The organism is Serratia sp. CY38905, from assembly GCF_052168875.1.
In the GTDB taxonomy this organism is placed as follows: domain Bacteria; phylum Pseudomonadota; class Gammaproteobacteria; order Enterobacterales; family Enterobacteriaceae; genus Serratia; species Serratia sarumanii.
The window spans coordinates 28,061-53,940 of record NZ_JBJNLV010000017.1; the positions used below are offsets into that span (position 1 = coordinate 28,061).

The 25,880-nt window shown below is 50.7% G+C and carries 24 protein-coding genes and 3 pseudogenes; 9 read left to right on the forward strand and 18 right to left on the reverse strand.

Annotated features, from left to right (window positions below; all coding sequences use genetic code 11):
- Nucleotides 1-18: 18 nt before the first annotated feature.
- Both ACJ8MK_RS23560 and ACJ8MK_RS23565 read right to left on the reverse strand, forming a co-directional pair.
- Nucleotides 19-585 (reverse strand): hypothetical protein, encoded by a 567-nt coding sequence (locus ACJ8MK_RS23560; RefSeq protein ID WP_009310052.1) that lies wholly within the window; start codon nucleotides 583-585, stop codon nucleotides 19-21.
- The gene (locus ACJ8MK_RS23565) at nucleotides 582-845 is read right to left on the reverse strand and encodes a hypothetical protein (RefSeq protein ID WP_009310051.1); all 264 of its coding nucleotides are present in this window, start codon (nucleotides 843-845) and stop codon (nucleotides 582-584) included. Before ACJ8MK_RS23565 ends, ACJ8MK_RS23560 begins: the two co-directional genes overlap by 4 nt.
- Before the next feature lie 312 nt (nucleotides 846-1,157).
- Here ACJ8MK_RS23565 and ACJ8MK_RS23570 point away from each other — a divergent pair, with 312 nt between their 5' ends.
- The 3 genes and pseudogenes from ACJ8MK_RS23570 to ACJ8MK_RS23580 all read left to right on the forward strand — a co-directional run bounded on the left by ACJ8MK_RS23570 (nucleotide 1,158) and on the right by ACJ8MK_RS23580 (nucleotide 1,621).
- On the forward strand, nucleotides 1,158-1,337 hold the full coding sequence (locus ACJ8MK_RS23570) for a type II toxin-antitoxin system ParD family antitoxin (protein ID WP_004118349.1): 180 nt from the start codon (nucleotides 1,158-1,160) through the stop codon (nucleotides 1,335-1,337).
- Nucleotides 1,303-1,422, forward strand: coding sequence for a type II toxin-antitoxin system RelE/ParE family toxin (locus tag ACJ8MK_RS23575; protein WP_020323820.1), 120 nt, complete (start codon nucleotides 1,303-1,305; stop codon nucleotides 1,420-1,422). Before ACJ8MK_RS23570 ends, ACJ8MK_RS23575 begins: the two co-directional genes overlap by 35 nt.
- A gap of 36 nt (nucleotides 1,423-1,458) precedes the next feature.
- Nucleotides 1,459-1,621 (forward strand): annotated as a pseudogene (locus ACJ8MK_RS23580) (type II toxin-antitoxin system RelE/ParE family toxin).
- Nucleotides 1,622-1,800: 179 nt separating this feature from the next.
- Here the strand turns inward: ACJ8MK_RS23580 and ACJ8MK_RS23585 are convergent.
- The 7 genes from ACJ8MK_RS23585 to pcoA all read right to left on the reverse strand — a co-directional run bounded on the left by ACJ8MK_RS23585 (nucleotide 1,801) and on the right by pcoA (nucleotide 8,650).
- Nucleotides 1,801-2,235 carry a hypothetical protein gene (locus ACJ8MK_RS23585; RefSeq protein WP_004118347.1) on the reverse strand — a complete coding sequence of 145 codons (435 nt, stop codon included), beginning with the start codon at nucleotides 2,233-2,235 and terminating at the stop codon, nucleotides 1,801-1,803.
- Between the two features lie 215 nt (nucleotides 2,236-2,450).
- Nucleotides 2,451-3,851 (reverse strand): copper resistance membrane spanning protein PcoS, encoded by a 1,401-nt coding sequence (gene pcoS / locus ACJ8MK_RS23590; protein ID WP_002436614.1) that lies wholly within the window; start codon nucleotides 3,849-3,851, stop codon nucleotides 2,451-2,453.
- Nucleotides 3,848-4,528, reverse strand: coding sequence for a copper response regulator transcription factor PcoR (gene pcoR, locus ACJ8MK_RS23595; protein ID WP_001188930.1), 681 nt, complete (start codon nucleotides 4,526-4,528; stop codon nucleotides 3,848-3,850). The genes pcoS and pcoR overlap by 4 nt, the downstream gene beginning before the upstream one ends.
- A gap of 54 nt (nucleotides 4,529-4,582) precedes the next feature.
- Nucleotides 4,583-5,461: a copper resistance inner membrane protein PcoD gene (pcoD, locus tag ACJ8MK_RS23600; protein ID WP_080821469.1), complete on the reverse strand. Its 879-nt coding sequence runs from the start codon at nucleotides 5,459-5,461 to the stop codon at nucleotides 4,583-4,585.
- Between the two features lie 55 nt (nucleotides 5,462-5,516).
- Entirely contained in the window at nucleotides 5,517-5,897 is a 381-nt protein-coding gene (gene pcoC, locus ACJ8MK_RS23605; RefSeq protein WP_001549790.1) for a copper resistance system metallochaperone PcoC, read from the reverse strand.
- Nucleotides 5,898-5,936: 39 nt separating this feature from the next.
- The gene (gene pcoB, locus ACJ8MK_RS23610; protein ID WP_001378118.1) at nucleotides 5,937-6,827 is read right to left on the reverse strand and encodes a copper resistance outer membrane transporter PcoB; all 891 of its coding nucleotides are present in this window, start codon (nucleotides 6,825-6,827) and stop codon (nucleotides 5,937-5,939) included.
- A gap of 5 nt (nucleotides 6,828-6,832) precedes the next feature.
- Nucleotides 6,833-8,650: a multicopper oxidase PcoA gene (gene pcoA / locus ACJ8MK_RS23615; protein ID WP_000925242.1), complete on the reverse strand. Its 1,818-nt coding sequence runs from the start codon at nucleotides 8,648-8,650 to the stop codon at nucleotides 6,833-6,835.
- 233 nt (nucleotides 8,651-8,883) lie between these two features.
- On the opposite strand from pcoA, the gene ACJ8MK_RS23620 reads away from it, so the two are divergent.
- Complete coding sequence (locus ACJ8MK_RS23620; protein WP_001023257.1) at nucleotides 8,884-9,333, forward strand: copper resistance protein; 450 nt, start codon at nucleotides 8,884-8,886, stop codon at nucleotides 9,331-9,333.
- Between the two features lie 288 nt (nucleotides 9,334-9,621).
- Nucleotides 9,622-10,359: a peptidoglycan DD-metalloendopeptidase family protein gene (locus ACJ8MK_RS23625; protein WP_004118669.1), complete on the forward strand. Its 738-nt coding sequence runs from the start codon at nucleotides 9,622-9,624 to the stop codon at nucleotides 10,357-10,359.
- A 33-nt stretch (nucleotides 10,360-10,392) separates the two neighbouring features.
- Here the strand turns inward: ACJ8MK_RS23625 and ACJ8MK_RS23630 are convergent, their stop codons facing one another.
- The 7 genes from ACJ8MK_RS23630 to silC form a co-directional block, all read right to left on the reverse strand.
- The gene (locus ACJ8MK_RS23630) at nucleotides 10,393-10,590 is read right to left on the reverse strand and encodes a DUF2933 domain-containing protein (protein ID WP_000843497.1); all 198 of its coding nucleotides are present in this window, start codon (nucleotides 10,588-10,590) and stop codon (nucleotides 10,393-10,395) included.
- A 40-nt stretch (nucleotides 10,591-10,630) separates the two neighbouring features.
- A complete protein-coding gene (silP, locus tag ACJ8MK_RS23635) occupies nucleotides 10,631-13,078 on the reverse strand; it encodes an Ag(+)-translocating P-type ATPase SilP (protein ID WP_004098955.1) in 2,448 nt (815 codons plus the stop codon).
- A gap of 126 nt (nucleotides 13,079-13,204) precedes the next feature.
- A complete protein-coding gene (locus tag ACJ8MK_RS23640) occupies nucleotides 13,205-13,645 on the reverse strand; it encodes a DUF411 domain-containing protein (protein ID WP_000758228.1) in 441 nt (146 codons plus the stop codon).
- A gap of 86 nt (nucleotides 13,646-13,731) precedes the next feature.
- The gene (silA, locus tag ACJ8MK_RS23645; RefSeq protein WP_004098958.1) at nucleotides 13,732-16,878 is read right to left on the reverse strand and encodes a Cu(+)/Ag(+) efflux RND transporter permease subunit SilA; all 3,147 of its coding nucleotides are present in this window, start codon (nucleotides 16,876-16,878) and stop codon (nucleotides 13,732-13,734) included.
- Nucleotides 16,879-16,888: 10 nt separating this feature from the next.
- The gene (gene silB / locus ACJ8MK_RS23650) at nucleotides 16,889-18,181 is read right to left on the reverse strand and encodes a Cu(+)/Ag(+) efflux RND transporter periplasmic adaptor subunit SilB (RefSeq protein WP_004098959.1); all 1,293 of its coding nucleotides are present in this window, start codon (nucleotides 18,179-18,181) and stop codon (nucleotides 16,889-16,891) included.
- A 113-nt stretch (nucleotides 18,182-18,294) separates the two neighbouring features.
- The gene (gene cusF / locus ACJ8MK_RS23655; RefSeq protein WP_001246153.1) at nucleotides 18,295-18,648 is read right to left on the reverse strand and encodes a cation efflux system protein CusF; all 354 of its coding nucleotides are present in this window, start codon (nucleotides 18,646-18,648) and stop codon (nucleotides 18,295-18,297) included.
- A 28-nt stretch (nucleotides 18,649-18,676) separates the two neighbouring features.
- The gene (silC, locus tag ACJ8MK_RS23660; protein ID WP_000475512.1) at nucleotides 18,677-20,062 is read right to left on the reverse strand and encodes a Cu(+)/Ag(+) efflux RND transporter outer membrane channel SilC; all 1,386 of its coding nucleotides are present in this window, start codon (nucleotides 20,060-20,062) and stop codon (nucleotides 18,677-18,679) included.
- Between the two features lie 189 nt (nucleotides 20,063-20,251).
- Here silC and silR point away from each other — a divergent pair, with 189 nt between their 5' ends.
- The 3 genes from silR (at nucleotide 20,252) to silE (ending at nucleotide 23,082) form a co-directional block, all read left to right on the forward strand.
- Nucleotides 20,252-20,932 carry a copper/silver response regulator transcription factor SilR gene (gene silR, locus ACJ8MK_RS23665; protein WP_001572351.1) on the forward strand — a complete coding sequence of 227 codons (681 nt, stop codon included), beginning with the start codon at nucleotides 20,252-20,254 and terminating at the stop codon, nucleotides 20,930-20,932.
- Nucleotides 20,925-22,400 carry a copper/silver sensor histidine kinase SilS gene (silS, locus tag ACJ8MK_RS23670; protein WP_003032875.1) on the forward strand — a complete coding sequence of 492 codons (1,476 nt, stop codon included), beginning with the start codon at nucleotides 20,925-20,927 and terminating at the stop codon, nucleotides 22,398-22,400. Before silR ends, silS begins: the two co-directional genes overlap by 8 nt.
- A gap of 250 nt (nucleotides 22,401-22,650) precedes the next feature.
- Complete coding sequence (gene silE / locus ACJ8MK_RS23675) at nucleotides 22,651-23,082, forward strand: silver-binding protein SilE (protein ID WP_004178091.1); 432 nt, start codon at nucleotides 22,651-22,653, stop codon at nucleotides 23,080-23,082.
- Between the two features lie 295 nt (nucleotides 23,083-23,377).
- Here silE and ACJ8MK_RS23680 read toward each other — a convergent pair.
- Both ACJ8MK_RS23680 and ACJ8MK_RS23685 read right to left on the reverse strand, forming a co-directional pair.
- A pseudogene (locus ACJ8MK_RS23680) lies at nucleotides 23,378-23,920 on the reverse strand (ISL3-like element ISKpn25 family transposase); the annotation flags it as partial.
- A gap of 15 nt (nucleotides 23,921-23,935) precedes the next feature.
- Nucleotides 23,936-24,420 (reverse strand): annotated as a pseudogene (locus ACJ8MK_RS23685) (IS1-like element IS1X2 family transposase); the annotation flags it as partial.
- A 90-nt stretch (nucleotides 24,421-24,510) separates the two neighbouring features.
- Between ACJ8MK_RS23685 and ACJ8MK_RS23690 the strand changes: the two are divergent.
- Nucleotides 24,511-25,718, forward strand: a protein-coding gene (locus tag ACJ8MK_RS23690; RefSeq protein WP_087530333.1) for an IS3 family transposase whose coding sequence is annotated in 2 segments (ribosomal slippage) — nucleotides 24,511-24,832 and nucleotides 24,832-25,718 — 1,209 coding nt in all. Because the reading frame shifts where the segments join, the coding sequence is not laid out codon by codon here.
- Nucleotides 25,719-25,880: the final 162 nt, after the last annotated feature.

Genomic DNA, 25,880 nt, shown 5'->3' on the forward strand with positions numbered 1-25,880 from the left:
TTCCTTGTGTGGTGGCGATCAGTCCCGGCTCTCATTCACCTGGACGGTGACCGGCAGGCCTGCATCAAAACAGGTCTGATACCAGCTGGCCACCTGCAGGGGATCGCCCTCTTTTATCCGGCGTATGCCGCCGGCATCCGTCAGCTGCAGACAGGTGGTACCGTCCAGACGGATCACGTAGGCCGCTTCCCTGATGGTGTAATGGCCGTCATCCAGCTGCAGCTCCACCGCGTCACCGGCAGCCGTCTGGCGTAACGGCAGACGCCGGACGTCTGTCAGTCGTTGTCGTGCCGTTTCAGCCTCGCGTTCTGCCTGGAAGAGCGGTTCTGCAATGCCGCGACCGGCCTCCGTCAGCTCGACGGCCAGCTGCAGGTTCGGGGCGCGCAGGGTGCGCAGCCAGCCCGCGGCTTCCATGCGCCGGCAGGAGGCGCGCAGGTTCGGCCCGTACACCGGGGCGTCCCCGCCCTGCTCCAGCACCCGCTCGATATCCCGCGTCGCCACCGGGCCCGGCCGTTTCGCATCGAGGGCGGCCAGCACAATCAGCACCCGCCGCTGCAGCGGCGATGGTCGGCGCGCCTGAGTCATTGCTTGTCCGCCTCCGGCCAGATGAGTTGTCTGAGGCGCAGGTGATCGGCGTCTATGAGCTCTTGTCTCTTTATGGCATTCACTGAGGCATAGCCATTTATGGCCAGTTCATACCAATAGCTCAGCACGGCACCGGCCTTGGCTGACTCGCTGATGTAAATCGCGCCCTGGCTGTCCAGATTGCATTCACGGATACGCTCTTCCGCTATCCGGGTCAGCTGCTCATAGCTGAGTGAAAAATTCACTTCTTTCTCATCCATCCTGCTCGCTCCGTCTGAACATGTCCGGTTAGGTTAAAAATCATATCATGTATGATTTCTTACTAATAATTCAAATATCATATCAAATATTGTTAGTGTTTAATGCTAAATATCACATTCAGTATGATTTTATGTTTTTGGTTTAATTATCATATCCTTTGCGCGTTTCCCGCCGCGCAGATCCGGTTTCTGGCTAAGTCGGATCTCCAGACTGCAGCAGGGCTGTTTTGAAAAAATGCCGGAGATGGAAGCAGCGTAGTAAGCTGATTTAATGATGTAAGAATAAATCTTACATTAAGATATGGAGGGGTTATGGCTCGTACGATGACGGTGGACGTGGGTGATGAGCTGCATGAAAAGCAGGCTGAATCCAGACTTCAGGAACTGCGCGATCTGCTGGCCGAAGGGATCAGCAGCGGCGAGGCGAAACCATGGAACAAGAATGCATTCCTGAGGAATGTCAGGGCCAGGGTGGCAAATGAAAGAGATTGAGCTGACACCCAAAGCAGAAGAGGATCTGGAGGCCATCTGGGACTACAGCTTCAGACAGATCGGGGTTGTTCAGGTGGATGCATAGATCGGTCGTATAGCTGCAGTATTTGATGTGCTGGCCATGCATGATATCGGCACGCATTGTGCAGAGCTGGGAGACGATATCTGCACACTGCCGGTAGAACCGGCATACGATCTATTTTGTATCATCACATTCTATGGTTACGGTCATTCGTATTCTCAGCCAGTCTCAGGATACGGCGCGACATGCACCCTGGAGATGACCGGGGAACAGGATTCTCAAACAATATAAGTTAATTGTGAGGTCGACATGACCAAAAAAAACATTGTGTATGGACTCTTTCATTATTATTCATTTCGCTTATAAAAAAAACGCTCCCGGACGGGAGCGTAAGCCAGTGACTTCGGCGTTAAATGAGGGTCTGACAAGTGGAGCTGCGGGTTAATTCTGGGTGATCTGGCTGCGATGCTTTTCCGCCTGTTGCTGATGAATAACGGAAGACTGGCCATTATTCGCCTTCTCATGCACAACAGCGGCTTTCTCATGCTCGCTCATTTCGGAAAATGGCTTAGCAGTTTCTTGGGTGTTCTCAGGTTTGGCTTTCATCATTTTTTTATGCATTTCAGCCATGTCCTGATGGGCGGCAGAATTGCCGTTTTGCATCATTTCATGGGACATTGCGGCCTGATCGTGACCGCTCATATCCATCATTTTCATGCTCTCCCCCTGAACTGCACTTTTTTCAGCGGATGATTGCATCTGATGGGCAGGCGCCTGGGCATTATTTACCTGGTCATGCATGTTCATTGTCTCTGCAGCCCAGGCAGATGAAGCGACAGCCATCATGGCAATAAAGGATACAAGGATCTTTTTCATGGTTGGGTCTCCGGTGTTTTCATACCCGAACAATCAATGCTTATAACAGAGAAAGCATTTGATCTCAGGGCTGGTTGATCATCACGCCAGGAACCGGGCGATTGAATTATCACGCTGTCCTGATTTATGGCTGATTATAAAAAACCGCCTCTGTTTATCGCGTGACTGAACGATGACATTTTTGTCACCTTCCGGGTTTCTCCTGAATAACGGTATTAATCCATTAACAGACGCACACTGAACACAATTTCCCGCCCCTGCTGTTCTGCTGACAGCTCGCCGCCGTGAGCATGAATGATCGACCTTGTAATTGATAATCCCAGCCCCGCGCCTTCCGTGTTGTAGAACCTTGATGAGTCTGCGCGATAGAACCGGTCAAACAAACGTTCCAGATTAGCGGGAACCTGGCCGGACATCGTATTCGTAATCATCACGTTCACACAGTCACTGTCACGCTCAAGGTGTATCGCTGTACAGGTGTTATCGGGAGAATACTTGATTGCATTGGAAAGCAGGTTACTGAAAGCACGTCGGAGCATATCGCTGTCTCCGGCAACAACGCCCTCTCCTTCAACCGTGATTGTCTTTCCTGTTTCGTCTGCCAGGGGCTCGAACAACTCACGTAATTCATTCAGTTCGGCTGCCAGATCCACATCATGTTTATCCAGCCGCAGCAGACCATGCTCTGAACGTGCCAGAAAAAGCATGTCACTGGTCATTCGTGACAACCTTTTCAGTTCTTCCAGGTTAGCGAATAAAATTTCGCGGTAATGCGAAACATCCCTTTCCTTAGCCAGTGCAAACTGCGTCTGCATCATCAGATTACTGACTGGTGTGCGCAGCTCATGCGCGATGTCAGACGAGAAATCTGACAGTTTCCGGAATGCCCCCTCCAGGCGATCAAACATATTATTGAACTCCTGCATGGTCTCAGAGATTTCCGGCGGAGCCAGATCGGGATTTAGACGCTGATCCAGGCTGTGTACGGTCATGGAGGAAGCCAGACTGGTCATTTCCCGTAGCGGTTTCAGACCAATACGTGTGGTCAGCCAGCCCAGAAAAACAGAAATAAAGACCAGACCGATATTGAACCAGAACAGCCAGGTACTGAGTTTGTCCATAAACAGGGTGTGATACCCAGTATCCGTGGCAACCGTAATGATGACATGTTTGCTTTTACCCTGTTCCGGCGTCACGGCAACCCGCCGCGAGATACTGCGGTACACGGTGTTATTTTCTTCCGTCTGGATCATATAGTCGAGAATATCACCCGACTTATTAAGCAGGACCGCTGGAACAACAGAATTTTTGGCATAGAGTTCAACAATTTTTTCATTTTCCATGTTTTTTATAGAAATGAATAAGCCATTGTGCCCCACCATCGCATCGTTTATTTTTTCTGATAATGACTTAATATCCGTTTTGTTCCTGAACGTCTCTGTTTTAAGAAACTCTTCGGTGAGCTGAAGTTTACCTGTCAGAAAATCGCGGTCCTGATTATCGAAATAGCCATTCAGGGTGCTAATCAGGATAAAACTTGATAACCACCATACCGTAAGCATCACCGCAGAAAAAATCAGGCTCAGGCGTGTGGTCAGGGAAATTTTGAACCTCACTCTTCTCTGATCTCCAGGACATATCCGGCACCGCGAACGGTATGGATCAGTTTTGGCTCAAAGTCATCATCAATTTTACTTCTCAGACGTCTCACGGCGACATCAATCACATTCGTATCACTGTCAAAATTCATGTTCCAGACCAGGGACGAGATAAGACTCCTGGGTAACACTTCTCCGGTGCGTTGCAGCAGCAACTCAAGCAGAACGTATTCTTTACCGGTGAGATGGATCTTCTTCCCCGAACGGATCACGGTCCGGCGCACCATATCAACGGTCATATCGGCGATGGTGCAGACTGTTGCGGCCTGCGAGCGTGCCCGGCGCAGTAGGGTTCTTACACGTGCAACCAGCTCCGTAAAATCAAAGGGCTTAATCAGGTAGTCATCTGCGCCAAGCTCCAGTCCTTTCACTTTGTCCCGCACGTTGTCCTTTGCGGTTAAAAACAGGACCGGTTCTTCGTGCCCGGACTCCCTCAGTGCGCTGATGATTTGCCACCCGTCGAGGAAAGGCAGCATCACGTCCAGTATTATCAAATCATACTGTCCCTTCGACGCGGCCCCGAGACCATCGCGGCCATTATTAAAGAGATCGGCCTGATAGCCTTCCTCAACCAGTCCCTGCTGCAGGTAACGACCTGTTTTTTGTTCGTCTTCAACGATTAAAATACGCTGCATGGTCAACTCGCTGATATGAAAGTAAAAATCTCACGCATGAGCTTTGGCTGTCCCCTAGCTGATCTGAGACGGAGCAAGCATTCCAAGCCACGCTACGGCGCCCAGAATGATAATCGCAACAACGAATTCTGTCAGGATGCTGTTTCGCATCAGGGCAACGCTGCGATCATAATTCCCTTCCCTGACCATAACTTCAAGCCGGGGACCCAGGTGAAACCGGTTTGCTGCAGCCAGAAGAAGCATCAGAACAAACAGAGCCGTCTTGGCAAGCAATATCCTCCCCCAGGAACTGTTGAATAAGGGAGTTAAGTTACCCTCAGCAATATACAGATAGTTGACCAGCGCACTCAGGATCAGGGCTACAACAATCACCGTTCCTGCCGTGGCAAATTTTGCCAGGGAGTCAGATATCACAATGACGCTCTGTGCATTATGCTCGTTTCTGCGCATCAGCAGGATAGCAAATGCAACCAGAGCACCTGTCCAGGCACCTGCAGCGCCGAGATGGGTCAGATCGCTCAGTAAATGGAGATAGTAATGCAGACCGTCATGCATAACGGCGTGTCCTCCCCAGGCAAGTGTAGCCAGCGCCACGCCCCCACTCATCGTCATCAGCAGGCAGGACAATACTCTCTTATTAGTGTAAAGGAACAAAGCACCGAGTGTGGTAAACAGGGCACAGAGCCTGACAATCCAGCTAATACCCACATCAGTTTCTTCTATCACCATCTCGATAACATGGATGGATAATTCTCTGAGGTCAGTTACTCCACTCATGGCATTAGATACCAGGAGCATATTAATGCCAGTAAGAATGATGCCTGTAACAACAGCAAAGGTTATAAACGACCTGAAATTAGTCAGGTTATAGGTTTCATGTCTGACACCGCTTATTCCATATATCTGAAAAAATGGCAATCCAAATATTACCATCAAATCCAGATAAAGAAGAAAACGAATAACAATCATAATCAGGTCGTTCATAATATTACTTCACTGTAAAGGTGTAATTACCGGTAATAGGGTGCGTATCTGAAGAAACCGCGCGCCAGTCAACACGATAAGTGCCAGCGGGTAAAGGCTCTCGCGGAATAATGACCATCGATTTAGGGTCAGCGCCTGGCGCCACTTTTGCCGCGACCGGCATCGGAGAATGTGATGACATGCCTTTCATACCCGTCATCGTTAATTTTGCACCTGAGAATTTCACGGTCAGATTTTCCGAGAAATTAAGCTGAATCTTTTCCGGGGCCGCTACGGCTGAATCAGCCTGTGGCACAGAGCTTTTTAATTCCGGATGGGCCATAGCAGAGAAAGCAACGCCCATAACGAGGCCACCTGTAAGAATGACTTTATTTAAAATCGACATTTCATTTACCTGTTTAGTTGAGTGTTTTATATCAGTGCGTTAAAACCAGATTCTGGCTCCCGCCAGGAATACTACCTGATGGTCTTTCTCACCTTCTCTTTTCGCCATATCGGATGTTTTCCCGTAAAGTTGATTCCAGGAAACGCCTATATAGGGTGCAAACTCACGGCGTATTTCATAGCGCAGCCGGAGCCCCAGCTCTGTGTCAGTCAGTCCCCTGCCGCGACCCCGCGATTCATCATCCTGACTGTAGAAATTCACCTCATAGGATGGCTGGAGTATGAGCCGGTTAGTCAGTAAAACGTCGTATTCTCCTCCCAGACGAAGGGCTGCTTTTCCGCCATTACTGACAAAACCCGTAATTTCAGACTCAAAATTATAGAGTGCCAGCCCCTGAAAACCGACAGCAGCCCAGGTCCGGGCAGAAGCAGGTCTGAAATCCTGCCTGACACCCGCAACCAAATCCCACCATGGGCCAACCGCATGTCCCCAGAGTAACTGCGCTTCAGCCGCCTCCGTTTCCCCATTGCTTCGTTCACCTTCACTCTTTAGCCAAATCCGATCTGTGTCGCCTCCAATCCAGCTGTTAACACTCCAGCTGAAATTGTTGGTGTTATCCGACCGTTGCCATTCCAGTTGATCCAGCAGAACCAGATAATTAATCGCACTGTCGTGAATCGCATGCCCCTGTAAATTGCCGAATGCAGCCTTCCGGTCGGCATCGGTAACAGGCGGAATTGGCGTTCTGCTCTCAGTTACAATGGGCTCCATTGACGTCATCTCAGTGAAATTCTCATCTGCTGGCATCTGCATGGCAGACATGTCGTGCCCGGCGTGGGGATCTGCAGAGACGGAGCCCGCCGCAATAGAAAGCTGTGAGGTAAACAAACCGGCGACCAGAACAGGTATGGCCTTCAAATTTCTCTTCATTCGCATCATTCCTCCACCCGGACTTCACGAAACATTCCCATTTCCATGTGATAGAGCAAATGGCAGTGATACGCCCAGCGGCCAAGCGCATCTGCTGTCACTCTGTAACTGCGTTTTGTACCAGGGGGAACATCTATTGTGTGTTTACGAACCATGAAATTACCGTTTTCATCTTCCAGATCGCTCCACATACCATGCAGGTGAATGGGGTGAGTCATCATGGTATCGTTGATCAGCGTGATCCTGAGCCGCTCACCGTATTTCAGCAGCACCGGTGCGGCATCTGAAAACTTGATTCCGTTAAATGACCAGGCAAACTTTTCCATGTGGCCGGTTAAATGCAGTTCTATGGTACGGCCAGGTTCACGTCCGTCAGGATCCTCAAAGCGGCTTTTCAAATCCGCGTACGTGAGAACCTTTCTTCCGTTATTTCGAAGACCAATACCCGGATCATTTAATTTCGGAGAGACGCTCATCGCCTGCATATCAACCAGTGGGTTATCCGTTTCTGACGCAGGATGACTTTGCATACCCGGCATTCCGGCCATCCGGGAATGATCCATACCGGCCATGCTGCTGTGATCCATGGGCGCGGAGGATGTCCCGCTATCCGGAAGGTCAGCACCGTCCATAGACATCATCTCTCCGCTGTTATCCATGCCTCCCATCTGGCTGTGGTCCATTCCTGCCATATCATGTCCCATTCCCCCCATACCCATATCTTCCATGGTCAACAGAGGACGGGGATCGAGGGGGGGAACGGCAGCACTTAACCCTTCTCTCGTGGCCAGTGTCCCTCGAGCGTAACCGGTCCTGTCCATGGATTGTGCGAAGATGGTATAGGCCTCACCCTGAGGCTCCACAATGACATCATAGGTTTCGGCAACGGCAATCCTGAATTCGTCAACGGTAACCGGGTTTACATACTGGCCATCTGCAGCCACGACCGTCATTTTCAGCCCGGGGATACGGATATCGAAATAGGTCATTGCCGAGCCGTTGATAAACCGTAAGCGTATCTTTTCACCGGGACGGAACAGTCCGGTCCAGTTTTTCAGCGGGGCCTGCCCGTTCATGAGATAGGTGTAGGTGTAGCCACTGACATCCGCGAGGTCAGTCGGATTCATTTTCATTTCAGCCCACATTTTCCGATCGGCAATGGTGGCTGACAGCCCCCTGGTATTCACGTCGCGGAAAAAAGAGCCAACGGTTGGTTTATTGAAATTGTAGTAATCCGACTGTTTTTTTAATTTTTTCAGCAGGCTGTGAGGATTTTCATCGGTCCAGTCAGACAACATGACCACATGCTCACGATCGTAAGCAAACGGTTCTGGCTCCCTGGCATCGATGATAATGGCACCGTATACCCCCTCCTGTTCCTGCAGACCGGAATGGCTGTGGTACCAGTAAGTCCCGTTCTGCTTAACCTTAAAGGTGTAAACGTAGGTATCATCAGGCTCTATGCCCATAAAACTCAGCCCCGGAACACCATCCATATTGGCCGGAAGAATAATGCCGTGCCAGTGAATGGACGTCTGTTCATTAAGACGGTTTTTGACCTTCAGGGTAATGGTGTCACCTTCTTTCCAGCGAAGAACGGGCCCCGGCAGGCCTCCATTGATTGTTTTGGCCTGACGCTCACTGCCCGTGATATTGACGGCCGTTTCACCAATGGTCAGGTCAAACTGAGTACCCTGCAGGGATGCGGCAACTGGCAGGCTCAGACTGGAACGCGCATTGAAACTCCATACGCCAAGACTTCCGGCTACGCCAGAGAGGGTTAACCCCTTCAGGAAAGTTCGTCGAGACGTTTTCAACAGCATGCGCATTCCCTTATTTAAAGTATGGTTACTGACAGAATTCGAGAACCGATTTAAATTAAATTACTGGTTCATCCACTTACAATGAAATGAATCTAGCACACCTTAAGAAACAAATTCATTACAATCGTGTAATGTACGTGGCTGTATTACATTTACGTCATCTTCTCCACAGGTTGATTTTTTTATATATGATCATAAGGACATCTTTTATGTACCTCAGAAGGTAATTACACATGAATATATTAATCACGACCACTGCGTTTACAGCTTTATTTTGTGGGGCAGCTTTTGCTCAGTCCAGTGATATTGCCCATGAAGCACATCGATTTGTTAATAATGCCTCAGCCGTCAGTCATGTGAACTCCTCGACGCATGAAAACTTACCGGACAGGGTTAATAAAAACAACACGCCCTCATTCTCTGAAATGAATGAACATGAAAGGGCCATTGTTGCTCATTCATTTATGAACAACAGCGCGTCCTATGCGCATCAGAAAATGATTGAGGAACATAAAAAAATGCTGTCCGGCAGTGATGCAAATTCAAAGACCTCGTCTTCTTCTTTTAACGAACTGAATGCCGGAGAAAAAGCCGCTCTCGTGCATGAGCAGGTCAATAATGCCGGTGCGGAAGCACATCAGACGCAGGCAAGAAAGCTTCGCGGGCTGTATTCGACCAGGTAACTGCAGGCGGGTTAGTGCTTAGCGTCAGGTGCGCAGCAGGGCTTTACTGACGGGTTACGTAGCAGGACATGAGCCCCATATTGCTCTGCCGTAACCTGTTTCAGTCCCGTTAATCATCACCGTCGGGCTGGTCATACAGTTCCCAGAGCTTCAGGAGCAAACGGGAAACAAGATATGTTACAAAAATGACGACCATCAACGGTGCTCCCGATTAACTGACAGATGACACGCCTCCTGAAAACCCCTAGCATACGCCGCAGTGTTCATGCTAACGGCGAATTCCAGTAAATGTATTCTACCGATGTCGTAAAAGAAAATGCCTACCTTTCAGCCACCCGCTCGGGGCTGGAATCGAACGAGATCGCTACTCTTCAGCGCTCCTTGCCTTCCCGGTTTAATCTGCGGCATTTGAAAAAAAATGAATCATTAAAACTCGTACTGCAAAAGAAAGCGGGAAAATCACGTGTCGTGGCCTATAAATTTACGTCCGGTTCATTTAATTACACGGCGTATCGTATATCAGATAAAAAGTTCTATAACCTTTCCGATACTTCCGGGAAAGGCAGTCTCGATTATCCGTTACCGGCCACAGCAAGACTCAGTTCGCCTTTCAATCCTGCAAGACTTAACCCGGTATCGGGAAAAGTGAGTCCCCATAATGGCATTGATTATTCCATGCCCATGAACACGAAAATAGTCAGCGTCATCGACGGAAAAATCACCCGGGCCGAATACAACAGTACCATGGGATATTTTGTTGAAGTAACGGGAAAAGCCGGTGTTAAAACTCGCTATCTCCACCTCAATAAAATACTCGTTACTAAAGGGGCCAGGGTTACCCGGGGAGACGCTATTGCGTTATCCGGTAACAGCGGACGTTCATCCGGTCCTCATCTGCATTACGAGCTGGTCATCAATAACAATCCTGTTAACTCACTGGCGTTCCGGGCAGCGGCACCCGCTGATAACAAACTTGAACAGCATGCCTTTGCGCATGCCAGAGACTACGAACGATACCTGGACTGATAACGGGGCCGCGACGCGGCCCCGTCTGCCGGATTAATTTTTTTTATCGTTTTCACTTCCTTGATGTTGATGATCTCCATGCCCTCCGTGGCCGTGGAAAAGATGCATTAGCGGGCAGACCAGCAATAACAGATATGGCCAGTAACCTGCCACATGTGACCAGTGTTCGCGCAGGAGGGCAAATGCCGCAATCGCGGCGACAGCAATAAGCGCATAGGTGGTACTTTTCATACCGGACTCCTTCTGTTAGTAACAGACCCTTCATTCAGGGTTATTTCCCGAGCCTGACACTTTTCAGACGCAACGCATTTGCAATGACGCTAACGGAGGAAAGGGCCATAGCCGCCGCCGCAATAACTGGCGACAGCAGTATTCCATACACAGGATAAAGCAGACCTGCAGCTACAGGCACCCCAAGAGCATTGTAGATAAACGCAAAAAACAGATTCTGCCGGATATTTTTCATGGTGATTTCTGACAGATGACGGGCCCTGTTGAGTATCATCAAATCGCCTTTGAGAAGGGTAACGCCAGCACTTTCTATTGCCACATCTGTACCCGTTCCCATGGCTATACCCACGTCAGCCGCTGCCAGCGCCGGGGCATCATTCACACCGTCTCCGGCCATCGCAACCACATGGCCAGACGCTTTCAGTCGGGTTATCACTGCTTTTTTGCCATCCGGCAGAATCCCGGCTTCAACCTCATCTATTCCCAGTTTCCGTGCGACTGCTTCAGCAGTAAGCTGGTTATCCCCGGTGAGCATAACAATGCGGATCCCCGCCTGACGCAAAGCTTTAAGCGCATCCGGCGTGGTTGCTTTCACGGGATCCGAGATAGCTATCAGGCCTGCAAGGTTCCCGTCTGTGGCCACATAGATAACGGTAGCGCCTTCCATCCGCAACGTATCCGCAACGGCCTTTTGATTATCAATAACGATACTGTTTTCCTGCATAGCCAGTTCATTACCAATAACAACCCGTTGACCTTCGACATCGCCTGAGACACCTTTCCCCGACGGGGCATTGAAATTACTGACGGCAGGTATCACGATCCCCTTTTCATGCGCGGCTCTGACAACAGCCATACCCAACGGATGCTGCGAACCTTTTTCCACTGCAGCTGTTACACGTAAAAGAGATATTTCCCCACCCGGACTGAGACTGATAATCCCTGTCACCGTAGGCGAACCTTCCGTGAGCGTGCCTGTTTTGTCGACAACCAGCGTGTCCACTTTTTCAAGACGCTCAAGGGCTTCGGCATTCTTGATTAACACCCCGGCCTGGGCGCCTTTGCCCACCCCCACCATTATCGACATCGGCGTGGCCAGTCCCAGCGCGCAGGGACAGGCAATAATCAGGACCGACACAGCCGCAATGAGACCGTGCGCCATCCTGGGCTCGGGCCCCCAGACAGACCAGATCAAGAAAGCAACAACCGCGATAAGTATCACCAGAGGAACAAACCAGCCTGAAACGCTGTCTGCCATTCTCTGGATGGGGGCACGCGAACGCTGTGCATCAGCGACCATCTGAACAATTCGTGAGAGCATCGTTTCATCACCGACTTTCTCTGCACGGATGATAAGACTACCTGTCTGATTAATCGTCCCCCCAATGACAGGGTCACCCTTCGTTTTGGTAACCGGCATAGACTCCCCGGTCACCATCGATTCATCAACGGTTGTTTTGCCTTCGATCACGATACCGTCGACCGGAATACTCTCTCCAGGTCTGATGCGGAGCTTATCGCCAGGCAGGACATCTTCCGCATTAATATCCGTTTCATGACCGTCATGATCCAGCCGTCTGGCGGTTTTGGGGGCAAGGTTCAGAAGCGCAGTAATGGCGCCTGAGGTTTGTTCCCGTGCCCGCAGCTCAAGAACCTGTCCCAGCAGAACAAGCACCGTAATAACTGCTGCGGCTTCAAAATAAACGGCCACCAGGCCATCCATGTTTCTGAACGATGCAGGAAACCAGGAGGGGAAGACGGTTGCAATGACGCTGTAAACCCAGGCTACGCCGGTCCCCATTGCAACAAGGGTAAACATATTCAGGGAGCGGTTACGTAACGACATTCCGGCCCGGGCGAAGAATGGCCAGCCACACCACAACACGACAGGGGAGGCCAGAAGCAACTGCAGCCATGTGTTGTACTGTGGCGGTACTGTATTCCTCAAGTCGGGAAACAGATGAGATCCCATTTCGAGTACCAGAACCGGAAACGCCAGCAACAACCCCAGCCAGAAGCGTCTTGTCATGTCGTGAAGTTCATCACTCGGCCCCGTGGATGCCGTAGCTACGAGCGGCTCCAGTGCCATTCCACAGACAGGACAGCTTCCGGGACCACTGCGGCGTATCTCCGGGTGCATCGGACATGTCCACACACCTTCAGAATTCTCTTTTTCCGCCTGGTTGTGAGGCTGTTTTATCTGATCAGGGCTGACTTCGTGATGATCGTGGTGATGGTGATGGGAATGTTCACTGGCATCTTCGGTAAGATAACGATCGGGATGGGCTTTAAATTTACTCTCACAGCTGGCGGAGCAGAAATAAAGTTGGTGGTCCTGGTATCGAATGCTGCTGTGCGCCCTGTCGGGCAGGATGGCCATCCCGCACACGGGATCTCTCACCTTATGCAATACGTGGCCCTCGTCCGGGGATAATGTCTGCTCAGAAGCAGTCTGGTTGTTGTGTTGCACTGCATTGTCATTTTTCACAGTAACTCTCCTTATGCATACCGAAGCATCTTCTGTCTTCAGGGTATGTCATGGATGCGATTACCACGAATATCGCCGGCACAGGAGTGCCTGCTACCGGCGTCCCGTTATCAGCCGTTCCGCTGACTATTCGATTCGCTGGAAGACTTTTTTACTTCCATCCGGTGAGAATGCGATAACATCGTAAGCCTCTTTTCGGGCTCCCATCTCCATTCCAGGACTTCCTGCTGGCATACCGGGGGTGGCGAGACCGTATATACCCGAACCAGACTGCATTGCCTTATGTATCGTTGTCGCAGGCACATGGCCTTCAATGATCAAATTACCGGCAACCGCGGTATGACAACTTCGTAGTCCTGCAGGAATAGCATGCTTTTCTTTCAGGGCTGACAGCGCCTGATCATTCATGACGTGAGTTCGTACTTCAAACCCGTCTTTTTCCATCGCTTTGCCCCACAGGGAACAACAGCCACAGTTTTCAGATTTGTACATATCAATCACTTTTTCACTCGCCATCGCGGGTAGTGAAAGGCCGAGAGCCAGCGCCATTAGAACCACTTTTTTCATACTCACCTCTGTATATTATCGATATAAACCCTGACGTCAGGGTGAATCAGTAAAGAAGGACACCCACAGGGGGTGCCCTTTCAGGTTCAGGACACGCTTTTTTTATGTCTGCGCAGCCAGATTAATTTGTAGGCGGCAGGAATAATGAACAGGGACAGCAGCGGAGCCGTGATCATCCCACCAATCATGGGTGCCGCGATACGGCTCATGACTTCTGAACCTGCACCGGTTCCCCAGAGTATTGGCAGCAGACCCGCAATGATCACCGCCACGGTCATGGCTTTCGGCCGGACACGCAGTACGGCACCATGATAGAGGGCTTCATCAAGGCCTTCCGGTGTGAACGTCTCTTTACGGGACAATTCCGGGTGCGCTTCAATGGCATGACGCAGATACATCAGCATGACCACGCCAAACTCTGCTGCCACCCCGGCCAGGGCGATAAACCCGGTTCCGGTCGCCACTGACATATGGAAGCCCTGCCAGTACAGGAACCATATCCCGCCAACCAGGGCAAACGGCAGGCTCATCAGAATAAGTAAGGCCTCATCAGCCCGGCGGAATGCCAGATATAACAGGATGAAGATGATCATCACCGTCATCGGTACCATCAGTTTTAATTTCTTATTGGCGTGCTCGAGTAATTCAAACTGTCCTGAGAATGCCACACTGGTCCCCGGTCTCAGTTTCACTTTCTCACTGATGGCCGTCTTAATATCGTTCACCACCGACACCATGTCCCTGCCGCGGGCATCAACATAAATCCAGCTGGCTGGCCGGGCATTTTCGGTTTTCAGCATGGTTGGTCCGGAAACGACCTTAATATCGGCAACATCGCCCAGCGTAATTTGCTGCTTCATTGGGGTCAGGATTGGCATCTCTCTCAACGCCTGCGGACTGTTACGGTAATCCTGCGGATAGCGAATGTTAATAGGGTACCGGGCCACGCCTTCAACCGTCTCACCCACCATAGCCCCACCGATTGCTGAAGAGACGAACAGCTGGACGTCGCCCACAGTCATCCCGTACCGGGAAGCTTTCTCCCGGTTGATATCGATATCGATGTAGCGCCCGCCCTCAAGTCGCTCAGCCAGGACAGACACCACGCCAGGCACGGTTTTGGCTACCGCCTCGATACTCTGCGCCGTCGCGTCGATATCGGACAGAACAGTCCCGGACACTTTGATACCTATCGGGCTTTTGATCCCGGTTGAGAGCATATCAATACGGTTACGGATAGGCGGCACCCAGAGGTTTGCCAGACCCGGTAAACGGACTGTCCTGTCGAGTTCATCAATAATCTTGTCAATTGTCATGCCGGGACGCCACTGATCCTCAGGTTTGAGCTGGATCGTGGTTTCCACCATTTCGAGCGGCGCGGAATCCGTTGCGGTCTCTGCTTTACCGGTCTTGCCAAATACAGAAGCCACTTCAGGAACGCTTTTGATTAACTTGTCTGTTGTCTGCAGGAGCGCTGCAGCTTCTGCCGGAGAGACGCCAGGCAAGGTCGACGGCATATACAGCAGATCGCCCTCGTTAATCTTCGGCAGAAATTCACCGCCCACCTGACTCAGTGGCCAGATAACCGTGAAAATGGACAAGGCCGCAACCAGCAGGGTTGTTTTTGGCCAGTGGAGGACCCGCAGCAGCAAAGGATGATACGCTTTGATCAGCACCCGGTTCAGGGGGTTACTTGTCTCGGCAGGAATTTTCCCCCGGATCCAGAATCCCATCAGAATAGGAATGACGATGATGGCCAGTGCGGCCGCTCCCGCCATGGAGTACGTTTTCGTGAATGCCAGCGGGCCAAACAGACGACCTTCCTGCCCTTCCAGGGTAAAGATAGGAATAAAGGACAGGGTGATGATCAGCAGGCTAATGAACAACGCGGGTCCCACTTCCACGGAGGCGTCGGTAATCACCTTCCAGCGGGTGGCGTTGTCAATCTGCTCACCCGGATGCTGATGATCCCACTCCTCAAGCCGTTTGTGCGCATTTTCAATCATCACAATGGCGGCATCCACCATCGCACCGACGGCAATCGCTATCCCTCCCAGCGACATGATATTGGCGTTCAGTCCCTGGAAGTGCATGACGATAAAGGCGATACACAGGCCAAGTGGCAGAGAAATAATCGCCACCAGGGCAGAACGGACATGCCAGAGGAACAGTGCGCAAACGACAGCAACAACGATAAACTCTTCAAGAAGCTTGTAACTGAGGTTATCAATCGCCCGGTCGATTAACTGGCTGCGATCGTAGGTGGTCACGATTTCAACGCCTTCCGGCAGGCTGGCCTTCAGCGTCTCCAGTTTATCCCTCACTGCCGTGATAACGTCGCGCGCATTTTTACCCGACCGCAGGATCACCACGCCGCCAGCGACTTCTCCCTGGCCGTTCAGCTCGGCAATACCACGCCTCATTTCGGGCCCGGTCTGCACGCGGGCAACATCCCGCAGATAAACCGGCACGCCGTTCTCACCTGTTTTCAGGACGATGTTATTAAAATCATCAATGCTCTGAAGATAACCGCTGGCACGGACCATATACTCCGCTTCGGCCATTTCAACGGATGAGCCACCGGCCTCCTGGTTAGACGATTCAAGTGCCTGTTTCACTTCGGGCAGGCTGATACCGTACTGGGACAGTTTTACCGGATTGACCTGAATCTGGTACTGTTTCACCACGCCGCCAACCGAAGCGACCTCAGCCACGTTCGGGATGGTTTTCAGCTCAAATTTCAGGAACCAGTCCTGCAGAGAGCGCAGTTCTGAAAGGTCGTGTTTTCCGTTGCGATCGACAAGGGCATATTCAAAAATCCAGCCCACACCCGTGGCATCAGGACCGATTTCAGAACTCACACCGGCAGGCAGTTTTCCCTGAACCTGATTCAGATATTCCAGCACGCGGGAACGGGCCCAGTACAGATCGGTGCCGTCTTCAAAAATGACATACACATACGAATCCCCGAACTGTGAAAAACCACGCACGGTTTTTGCGCCAGGTACGGACAGCATGGTGGTGGTAAGTGGATAGGTGACCTGGTTTTCTACAATCTGCGGGGCCTGGCCGGGATAGCTGGTTTTGATAATGACCTGTACATCTGACAGGTCAGGCAAGGCATCGACCGGCGTGTTAATAATCGTCCATGTACCCCAGATGCTGAGAAACAGGGCCCCCATCATGACCAGGAAACGGTTGGCGACAGAGCGCCGGATAATCCATTCAATCATCGTCGTCTCCTCAGTGCCCTGAATGCATATTTACAGGCTGGTCAGACATTGCTGGCATACTGCTTTCTGTTTTTTCAGGGTGGCGCATACGTTCCAGCGCGCCCGTAATATTGGCTTCGGAGTCAATGAGGAACAGGCCACTGACCACCACGGTATCGCCTTCATTCAGGCCGGAACCGATGCCGGACTGTTGCTGTGATTCATGCAGAACGTGGATCTGTTTCGGCACAAACTTGCCTTCATCATCAACAGTAATCACGCGCTGTTCTTTGCCGGTATCGATAACGGCCTGGCTTGGTATCAGCAGCATCTCCTGGCTCTTGGTATTCAGTTTCAGATAGGCATTCATGCCCGGCTTGAGAAACTCATCCTTATTAGAAACCTGGAGACGGACCTGAAGCGTACGGGTTGTCTGATCCACGCTGGGAAGAATGTTCCATTTTTCGACATGGAATGTTTTATCCGGATAAGCCGGTACCGAAATTTCAAACTGCGACGTATCTTTCAGCAGATATGCGATAGATTCTGGCACTGCAGCGCTGATCCAGACCGGGTCCATCCCCTGAATCTGAGCCACTACTTTATCTTTCGAAATATTCATGCCGGTGCGCAGGTCAAACGCAGTAATGACACCATCAATAGGTGCTTTAATGGTAAAACGGGTCTGGATTGTGCGGGTTGAACGCAGCCTTTGAATATCCTCTTCCGGCATACCAGCCAGACGAAGTCGCTCCAGAACCCCTTTTATCTGGGTTGACGTACCGCCTGTACCGGATAACAGCAGGAACTCACTTTGTGCCTCAACCCATTCAGGAATGGTGATATCGATAAGCGGAGTGCCTTTCTTCACATGATCGCCAATCGTCAGGGGATACACTTTTTCGACGAAACCGTCAGAGCGCGCCTGCACAATGACAAACTGATACTCGTTGTAACTGACATTAGCCGGGATTGTCTGGGAATAATTCAGCATTCCTCGCGTGACTTTTTGCGTTTTTAATCCCAGATTCTGAACCTGCGTTGGATCGATACGGATCCCGCCACTGCTTTTATCGCCACTTTCATCAGCATATTTCGGCACCAGGTCCATATCCATAAAGGGAGATTTTCCGGGTTTATCAAATTTGGTATCCGGTTTCATCGGGTCATACCAGAAAAGTACCTTTCGCTCCGGTGCCTTTTGTTCGGTTTGTACTGTTTTTTGTGATGAGTTTACATACTGCCAGGCAGTAACCGATATCAGCCCCCCTGCTATGAGGCTGCTGATAATTATTGCAGCATATTTTATCTTTAAAGAAGCCATACAATTTCTCGCTGAAAAATCAAAACACCTGGCATATGCGCCCGATCATTCATTCACAGTAATCCCTTAATGAATGTTCAGGCGCACTGGATGTATTCGCTCCGGACTGATAATCAGGATTGCGTAACGTTAATGCTTTTGAGTAAGGAGATATTGCCCTGCTGAATAAACGAGAAATCGACATGGTTGCCGGTTTTCAGGGCATTGATAGCGTCGTCTGCATTAACAAAAGTGAAGCGCATGGTCATTGCAGGCCAGCCCACAGCAGGGATTGCTTCGTGCGAAATGGTAATCTTTTTACTATTCATATCAATGTCTTTAACGACACCGGTGCCCTTGATAACCTGCTGTACCGAAGCATCACTGGCAGCATTCATATCGCCATGCTGATGTGTTTCAGCATGAAGACCGGCAGAAAACATGACAGAGAAGGCACCAAATAAAACGGCTTTAAGTGAATTACGCATTTTTAATTTCCTGATTAATTAAATAAATTTACTCTACCCAACCGCCACCCAGCGCGGTAAACAGATTAATTTCGTTAACCTGTCGGGAATAGGTAAGATCGAGAATGGTTTGCTGCGTAGCGAAGAGGGAACGTTCTGCATCCAGCACTTCGATGTAACTGACAGCACCACTTGCATATAATCCTCTGGCACGCTGGAGAGTTATCTGAAGTGAATCAAGATAACGCTGCTGTGACTCAAGTTGCTGGCTAAGACTGTCGCGCAGCGCAAGCGTGTCGGAAACATCCTTAAAGGCTGACTGAATTTTTTGTTCGTAATTAACCACCGATTGTTGCTGGCGAATTTCAGCCAGCTTCAGATTGGCTTTATTCCTGCCAGCATTAAAAATAGGAATTTCAATTTTAGGGATAAAATTCCACATTCCACTTCCTGACGTAAACAGGCTTGACAGCTCCGTACTGCTTGCGGAAAGACCACTGGTCAGGGTAATGGAGGGGAAAAAGGCCGCTCGCGCTGCGCCAATATTGGCATCAGCCGCTTTCAGCTGATATTCCGCTTCCATAATATCCGGTCGCTGCAGCAAAATTTGTGAAGATAGATTTGGTGGCAATTTTACTGGTGCGATCTCCCCGCCTTTCATCCCTTTTTCTGACGGAAGTGCGCGGTACGTTCCCAGCACCAGTTGCAGGGCATTGTTTGCCTGAGCCAGATCGCCTTCTCGTTTGGCTATTTCGGCGCGGGTACTTTCGATTTGTCCTCTCGCCTGTTCAAGTGCCAGAACGTTCGTACTCCCGGTCACGAGCTGTTGCTCAACGAAAGCATAGGACTGTTCATAATTTTTCAGCGTTTCCCGCGCAATACGGAGTTGTTCGTACGCCAGTTGCTGGCTGAAATAGCTCTGTGAAACGTTGGAGACCAGCAGGATGTGTACGGCACGACGGGCTTCTTCGCTGGCAAAGTAGTTCTGGCGATCAGCCTCACTCATGTTCTTAAGTTTGCCAAAAAAATCGAGCTCATAGCTGAGCTCCAGACCCGCGTCGTACTCCTGTGTGGTCGGCTTGTCACCTTTCAGACCACCGTTGTATGTGATCCCGGATGAGGCATTCAGTTGGGGATAACGATCTGCATCCGTGACGTTGAACTGGGCCCGGGCCTCTTCAACCTTCAGGGCAGCCATTCTCAAATCACGGTTATTATTCAGGGCTTCACCGATCAGCCTGCTGACCTGGGGATCGACAAAAAAGTTTCGCCAGCCCGTATCCTGATAGCTGTTTACCGCAGGCGTCAGACTGTTTTTAGACAATGAAAACTGCTGGGGAACCGGAGCTGGCGGACGCTGATATTCAGGTGCCAGAGAAACACAACCAGCCAGGATGAATATGGTACTGATGCTGAGTAATTTTAATTTGAACATAACGCTTCTCGTACAGGCAGACCTGGTAAATGGTTCAAACGAAATCCAGAGTATTGATAGGGATACTTTACCGAACGCTCTCTGTTTGCCGGGTGACAGGATAATGACAATGTTGTCATTTTTGCTGTAATCCGTTGATAACGATCGTGGGCGCAATAAAATGACATTAGCAGCCAGCCGGGGAGCATGATGAAAATATTAATCGTTGAAGACGAAATTAAAACAGGTGAATATCTCAGCAAGGGGCTGACAGAGGCGGGGTTCGTCGTGGATCACGCTGATAATGGTCTGACCGGATATCATCTTGCCATGACAGCCGAGTATGATTTAGTCATCCTGGATATCATGCTGCCTGATGTAAACGGCTGGGATATCATCCGTATGCTGCGCAGTGCCGGAAAGGGGATGCCGGTATTACTGCTGACGGCCCTTGGCACGATTGAACACAGGGTCAAAGGACTTGAGCTGGGTGCGGACGATTATCTGGTGAAGCCCTTTGCGTTTGCTGAACTGCTCGCCCGGGTAAGAACCCTCCTCAGGCGGGGAAACACGATGATCACGGAAAGCCAGCTTAAAGTGGCTGACCTCTCGGTTGATCTCGTATCCAGAAAAGTCAGCCGCGCCGGGAACCGCATTGTGCTCACCAGTAAAGAGTTCAGCTTGCTGGAATTCTTCATTCGCCATCAGGGAGAAGTTCTTCCCCGCTCCCTGATTGCCTCTCAGGTCTGGGACATGAATTTTGACAGCGACACTAACGCGATTGATGTCGCAGTAAAGCGACTCCGCGCTAAAATAGACAACGATTACGGGACAAAACTGATCCAGACAGTGCGGGGCGTGGGCTACATGCTGGAGATCCCGGATGCATAGCAAACCGTCCAGACGACCTTTCTCACTCGCTCTGCGGCTGACCTTTTTTATCAGCCTGTCCACAATACTGGCGTTTATCGCCTTCACCTGGTTTATGCTGCATTCTGTTGAAAAGCATTTTGCCGAGCAGGATGTCAGCGATCTGCAACAAATCAGCACCACACTGAGCCGTATACTCCAGTCCCCGGCAGATCCGGATGAAAAAAAAGTAAGCAAAATAAAGGAATCAATTGCCAGCTACCGCAACGTTGCCCTTTTGCTCCTCAATCCCAGGGGTGAAGTGCTCTTTAGCTCAGCTCAGGGGGCGGCACTACGCCCGGCAGTGAATTCAGCAGATTTTAGCGAGCACAGCCGCGCACGGGATGTCTTTCTCTGGACGGTGGAGGATCCTGCGGGACCGATGGATACCGGGTCCGAAATGAAGATGGAAACATACAGGATTATCGCCTCCTCTGGTCAGGCGATATTTCAGGGCAAACAGCAGAACTATGTCATGCTGACTGGCCTATCCATTAATTTCCATCTCCATTACCTCGATGCGCTGAAAAAGAACCTGATTGCGATTGCCGTCGTGATAAGCCTGTTGATTGTTCTGATCATTCGAATCGCTGTCCGTCAGGGGCACCTGCCCCTTCGTAATGTCAGCAATGCCATTAAAAACATCACCTCCGAGAATCTTGATGCGCGACTGGAACCGACACGCGTTCCCATTGAGCTGGAGCAACTGGTTATCTCGTTCAATCATATGATTGGAAAGATTGAGGATGTCTTTACCCGCCAGGCCAATTTCTCTGCCGATATCGCGCATGAGATCAGAACGCCCATCACCAATCTGGTGACGCAGACTGAAATCGCACTGAGTCAGGATCGAACACAGAGGGAACTTGAGGATGTCCTCTATTCCAGTCTTGAAGAGTATAACCGGATGACCAAAATGGTCAGCGATATGCTGTTCCTGGCACAGGCAGATAATAATCAGCTGATACCTGACAGGGTCATGTTTGACCTCAGAGCGGAAGTCATGAAAGTCTTCGAGTTTTTCGAAGCCTGGGCCGAAGAACGCAATATCACGCTCAAATTTAACGGGATGCCCTGCCTGGTTGAGGGAGATCCACAAATGTTCAGAAGGGCGATCAATAATCTGTTATCCAATGCCCTGCGTTATACCCCGGAGGGACAGGCAATCACCGTCTCAATAAGAGAGCAGGAGAGCTTTTTTGACCTTGTGATTGAAAATCCGGGGAAACCGATCCCTGAAGAACATTTATCAAGGCTGTTTGACCGTTTTTATCGGGTGGATCCATCCAGACAACGAAAAGGAGAAGGCAGCGGCATCGGCCTTGCGATTGTGAAGTCAATCGTGGAAGCACATCACGGAAGAGTGCAGGTGGAATCAGACGTACGCTCCACGCGTTTTATCTTATCCGTGCCCAGACTGGAGAAAATGATCCCGGAAACCCAATGCTGAAAATAAAGATGTAAATGACAAAGATGTCATTAGCCTGTCATGCAGCAAACAGAAGCCATTCGATATAATTAGTGCAACTTATCAGGAAGGCTGGATTGCTTCATCAATACCCGGCGTCAGAGTACGCCAGGAAATGAATATCCAGCCCTCTTCCGGAGAAATAAACGCTGCCGAACTTGTTTCAGTTATGGAACTGAAAACACCGGTTGTACTTCCCCGGACATCACTAATTCAGAAATGGAGAGTTATCATGAAAAATATCGTATTAGCATCTTTGCTGGGCTTTGGTTTAATTTCATCGGCCTGGGCCACTGAAACCGTGAATATCCATGATCGCGTCAACAATGCACAGGCTCCTGCTCACCAGATGCAGTCTGCTGAGGCTCCTGTCGGGATCCAGGGGACTGCTCCTCGTATGACCGGTATGGACCAGCATGAACAGGCCATTATTGCTCATGAAACCATGACGAACGGCTCGGCGGATGCTCACCAGAAAATGGTGGAAAGTCATCAGAAGATGATGGGAAATAACACGGTATCCACGACCGTCCCGTCAACGTCTTACGCGGCGATGAATGAGCATGAAAGAGCAGCGGTTGCTCATGAATTCATGAATAACGGGCAATCCGGCCCACATCAGGCCATGGCCGAAGCGCACCGCCGCATGATCAATGCAGGCTGAATGCGACGGTAGTATCCGTGCTGTTACCTTTTCCCTGATAGATTTTCCTGAAACAACGTTGCTACATTTTTGCCCCCCGTCAGGGGGCTTTTTTGTCTGACTCAGCTACACTTAACCGGTACCTGTCTGAAAGGAATTATTATATGGGCTATTTGCATTCTAGGGTTGGAATTCATCCATTCTAACCCTTGATTCTTAGTCGGACAAAAAGCTGCTTCTGGTTGGATTTTTCTGTTTTTCACCACCCTGCGAAAATCTAACATTGGTTGGATTCTCAGACGCGCCCTCTCTCGCGTTAATCCAACTCTCCACCTTCTGCCTGCTTCAACAATGTCGGAATGTGCGGTCCATACTCGACCTTGCCTCGTCCTGCTCGAATACCACTGCCAACCTTGCGGGCTTCTTTGGAGTACAACGTCTTTGCACGGATGATCTCATAGCTATAACCCCGACCTAACCGGTTGGACATCTTGATCAAACCGTTGAGCCCTTCGGTATAGCCATTGGTGAGTGAGAACGGCGCATCCCAGTAGGCAAAGATGTCGTCGTAATGGTTGTGTACCGTTTTTACCAGTTTTTTGAAAGGCTCCATGCCATAAGGCGGCAGGCTGTTCTTCCAAGCCTCAAAGGCGTTCTGAGCACTCTGCTTGTCGGGTTCGTCGTAGATGCAGAAGAAGGCTTCCTTGAAGTCATAGGCCATGGCAAGTGCTGGGATCGCCTGCTTTACAACCTCCAGCGCCTTTTGCTCTGCGGGCGTCAGGTTGCCGGGTCGCTTCAGGGTAAGCCAGCGAATGGACTTTTTGACGTAAATGCGATCTTCTTTGCTTAACTGTGCCTGGGTAATGACCCCAACTTACTGATAGTGTTTTATGTTCAGATAATGCCCGATGACCTTGTCATGCAGCTCCACCGATTTTGAGAACGACAGTGACTTCCGTCCCAGCCTTGCCAGATGTTGTCGCAGATTCAGGTTATGTCGCTCAATGCGCTGAGTGTAACGCTTGCTGTTAACGTGCAGCTTTCCCTTCAGGCGTGATTCATACAGCGGCCAGCCATCCGTCATCCATACCACGACCTCAAAGGCCGACAGCAGGCTCAGAAGACGCTCCAGTGTGGCCAGAGTGCGTTCACCGAAGACGTGCGCCACAACCGTCCTCCGTATCCTGTCATACGCGTAAAACAGCCAGCGCTGACGTGATTTAGCACCGACGTAGCCCCACTGTTCGTCCATTTCAGCGCAGACAATCACATCACTGCCCGGTTGTATGCGCGAGGTTACCGACTGCGGCCTGAGTTTTTTAAGTGACGTAAAACCGTGTTGAGGCCAACGCCCATAATGATGTAGCCCCCTGAAACACCGGACAGTAGCTGTATCTCCAGATAAGAGATAGGCTTGAATATATGTCTAACACTAACGCCAATTTTGAGATGACCGGGATCCTGTTAGGGCAAGAAGCCCGTAAACGTAAAACTCCTCAGGAGAAGATCGCCATTATCCAGCAGACGATGGAGCCGGGCATGAATGTCTCCCATGTCGCCCGCCTGCATGGTATCCAGCCCAGCCTGCTGTTTAAGTGGAAGAAGCAATATCAGGAAGGCAGCCTCACCGCCGTTGCGGCCGGAGAGGAAGTCGTTCCTGCTTCTGAGCTTACTGCTGCTCTGAAGCAGGTCCGGGAACTTCAGCGCCTTCTGGGCAAGAAGACGATGGAAGTTGAGATCCTGAAAGAAGCCGTGGAGTACGGCCAGTCGCGAAAATGGATAGCGCACGCGCCCTTGTTGCCAAAGGACGGGGAATAGCCCTGGTCAGCCGCACCATGGGCGTGTCGCGTGCGCAGCTGTCACTGCGGATTAACCGTTCTGCCGACTGGCAGGACAAGCGCTGTAACCGGCGTAATGACGAAGCAGACGAAGAAATACTGTCGGCTATCCTCGACATCATCAGCGATATGCCGAGTTATGGTTATCGACGCGTGTGGGGCATCCTGCGCAAGCAACGTCGCACAGAGGGACAGCCACCTGTGAACGCCAAACGGCTTTACAGGATAATGAGCGAGCATAACCTGTTGTTGTTGCATGACAAACCAGAGCGACCGAAGCGTGAACATAAGGGCAAGATAGCGGTGGCAGAAAGCGATATGCGCTGGTGTTCAGATGGCTTCGAGTTCGGCTGCGACAACGGCGAAAAACTGCGGGTAACGTTCGCGCTGGACTGCTGCGACCGTGAGGCCATAGACTGGGCAGCAAGCACGGGAGGCTATGACAGTTCAACCGTGCAGGATGTGATGCTGAGGTCGGTGGAAAAGCGCTTCGGCGACAGGTTGCCCGATACAGCGGTGCAGTGGCTGACGGACAACGGTTCAGCGTATACCGCGTATGAAACGTGGAGGTTCGCGAGAGAGCTGAATCTGGAGCCCCGCACAACAGCGGTGAGCAGCCCGCAGAGTAATGGCATGGCCGAACGGTTCGTGAAAACGATGAAAGAAGACTATATCGCGTTCATGCCAAAACCGGATGTGAGAACAGCACTGCGAAACCTTGCAGTAGCGTTCACGCATTACAATGAAAACCACCCGCACAGCGCGCTGGGATATCACTCCCCGAGGGAATACCGGCGGCAGCGGACATCGTTAACTTAAGATACAAAAGCTGTTCGGAGATGGAGGGTCAAGATCACTAGACTGGCCCCCTGAATCTCCAGACAACCAATATCACTTAAATAAGTGATAGTCTTAATACTAGTTTTTAGACCAGTCATTGGAGAACAGATGATTGGTAATGCTGCCAACTTACTGATTTAG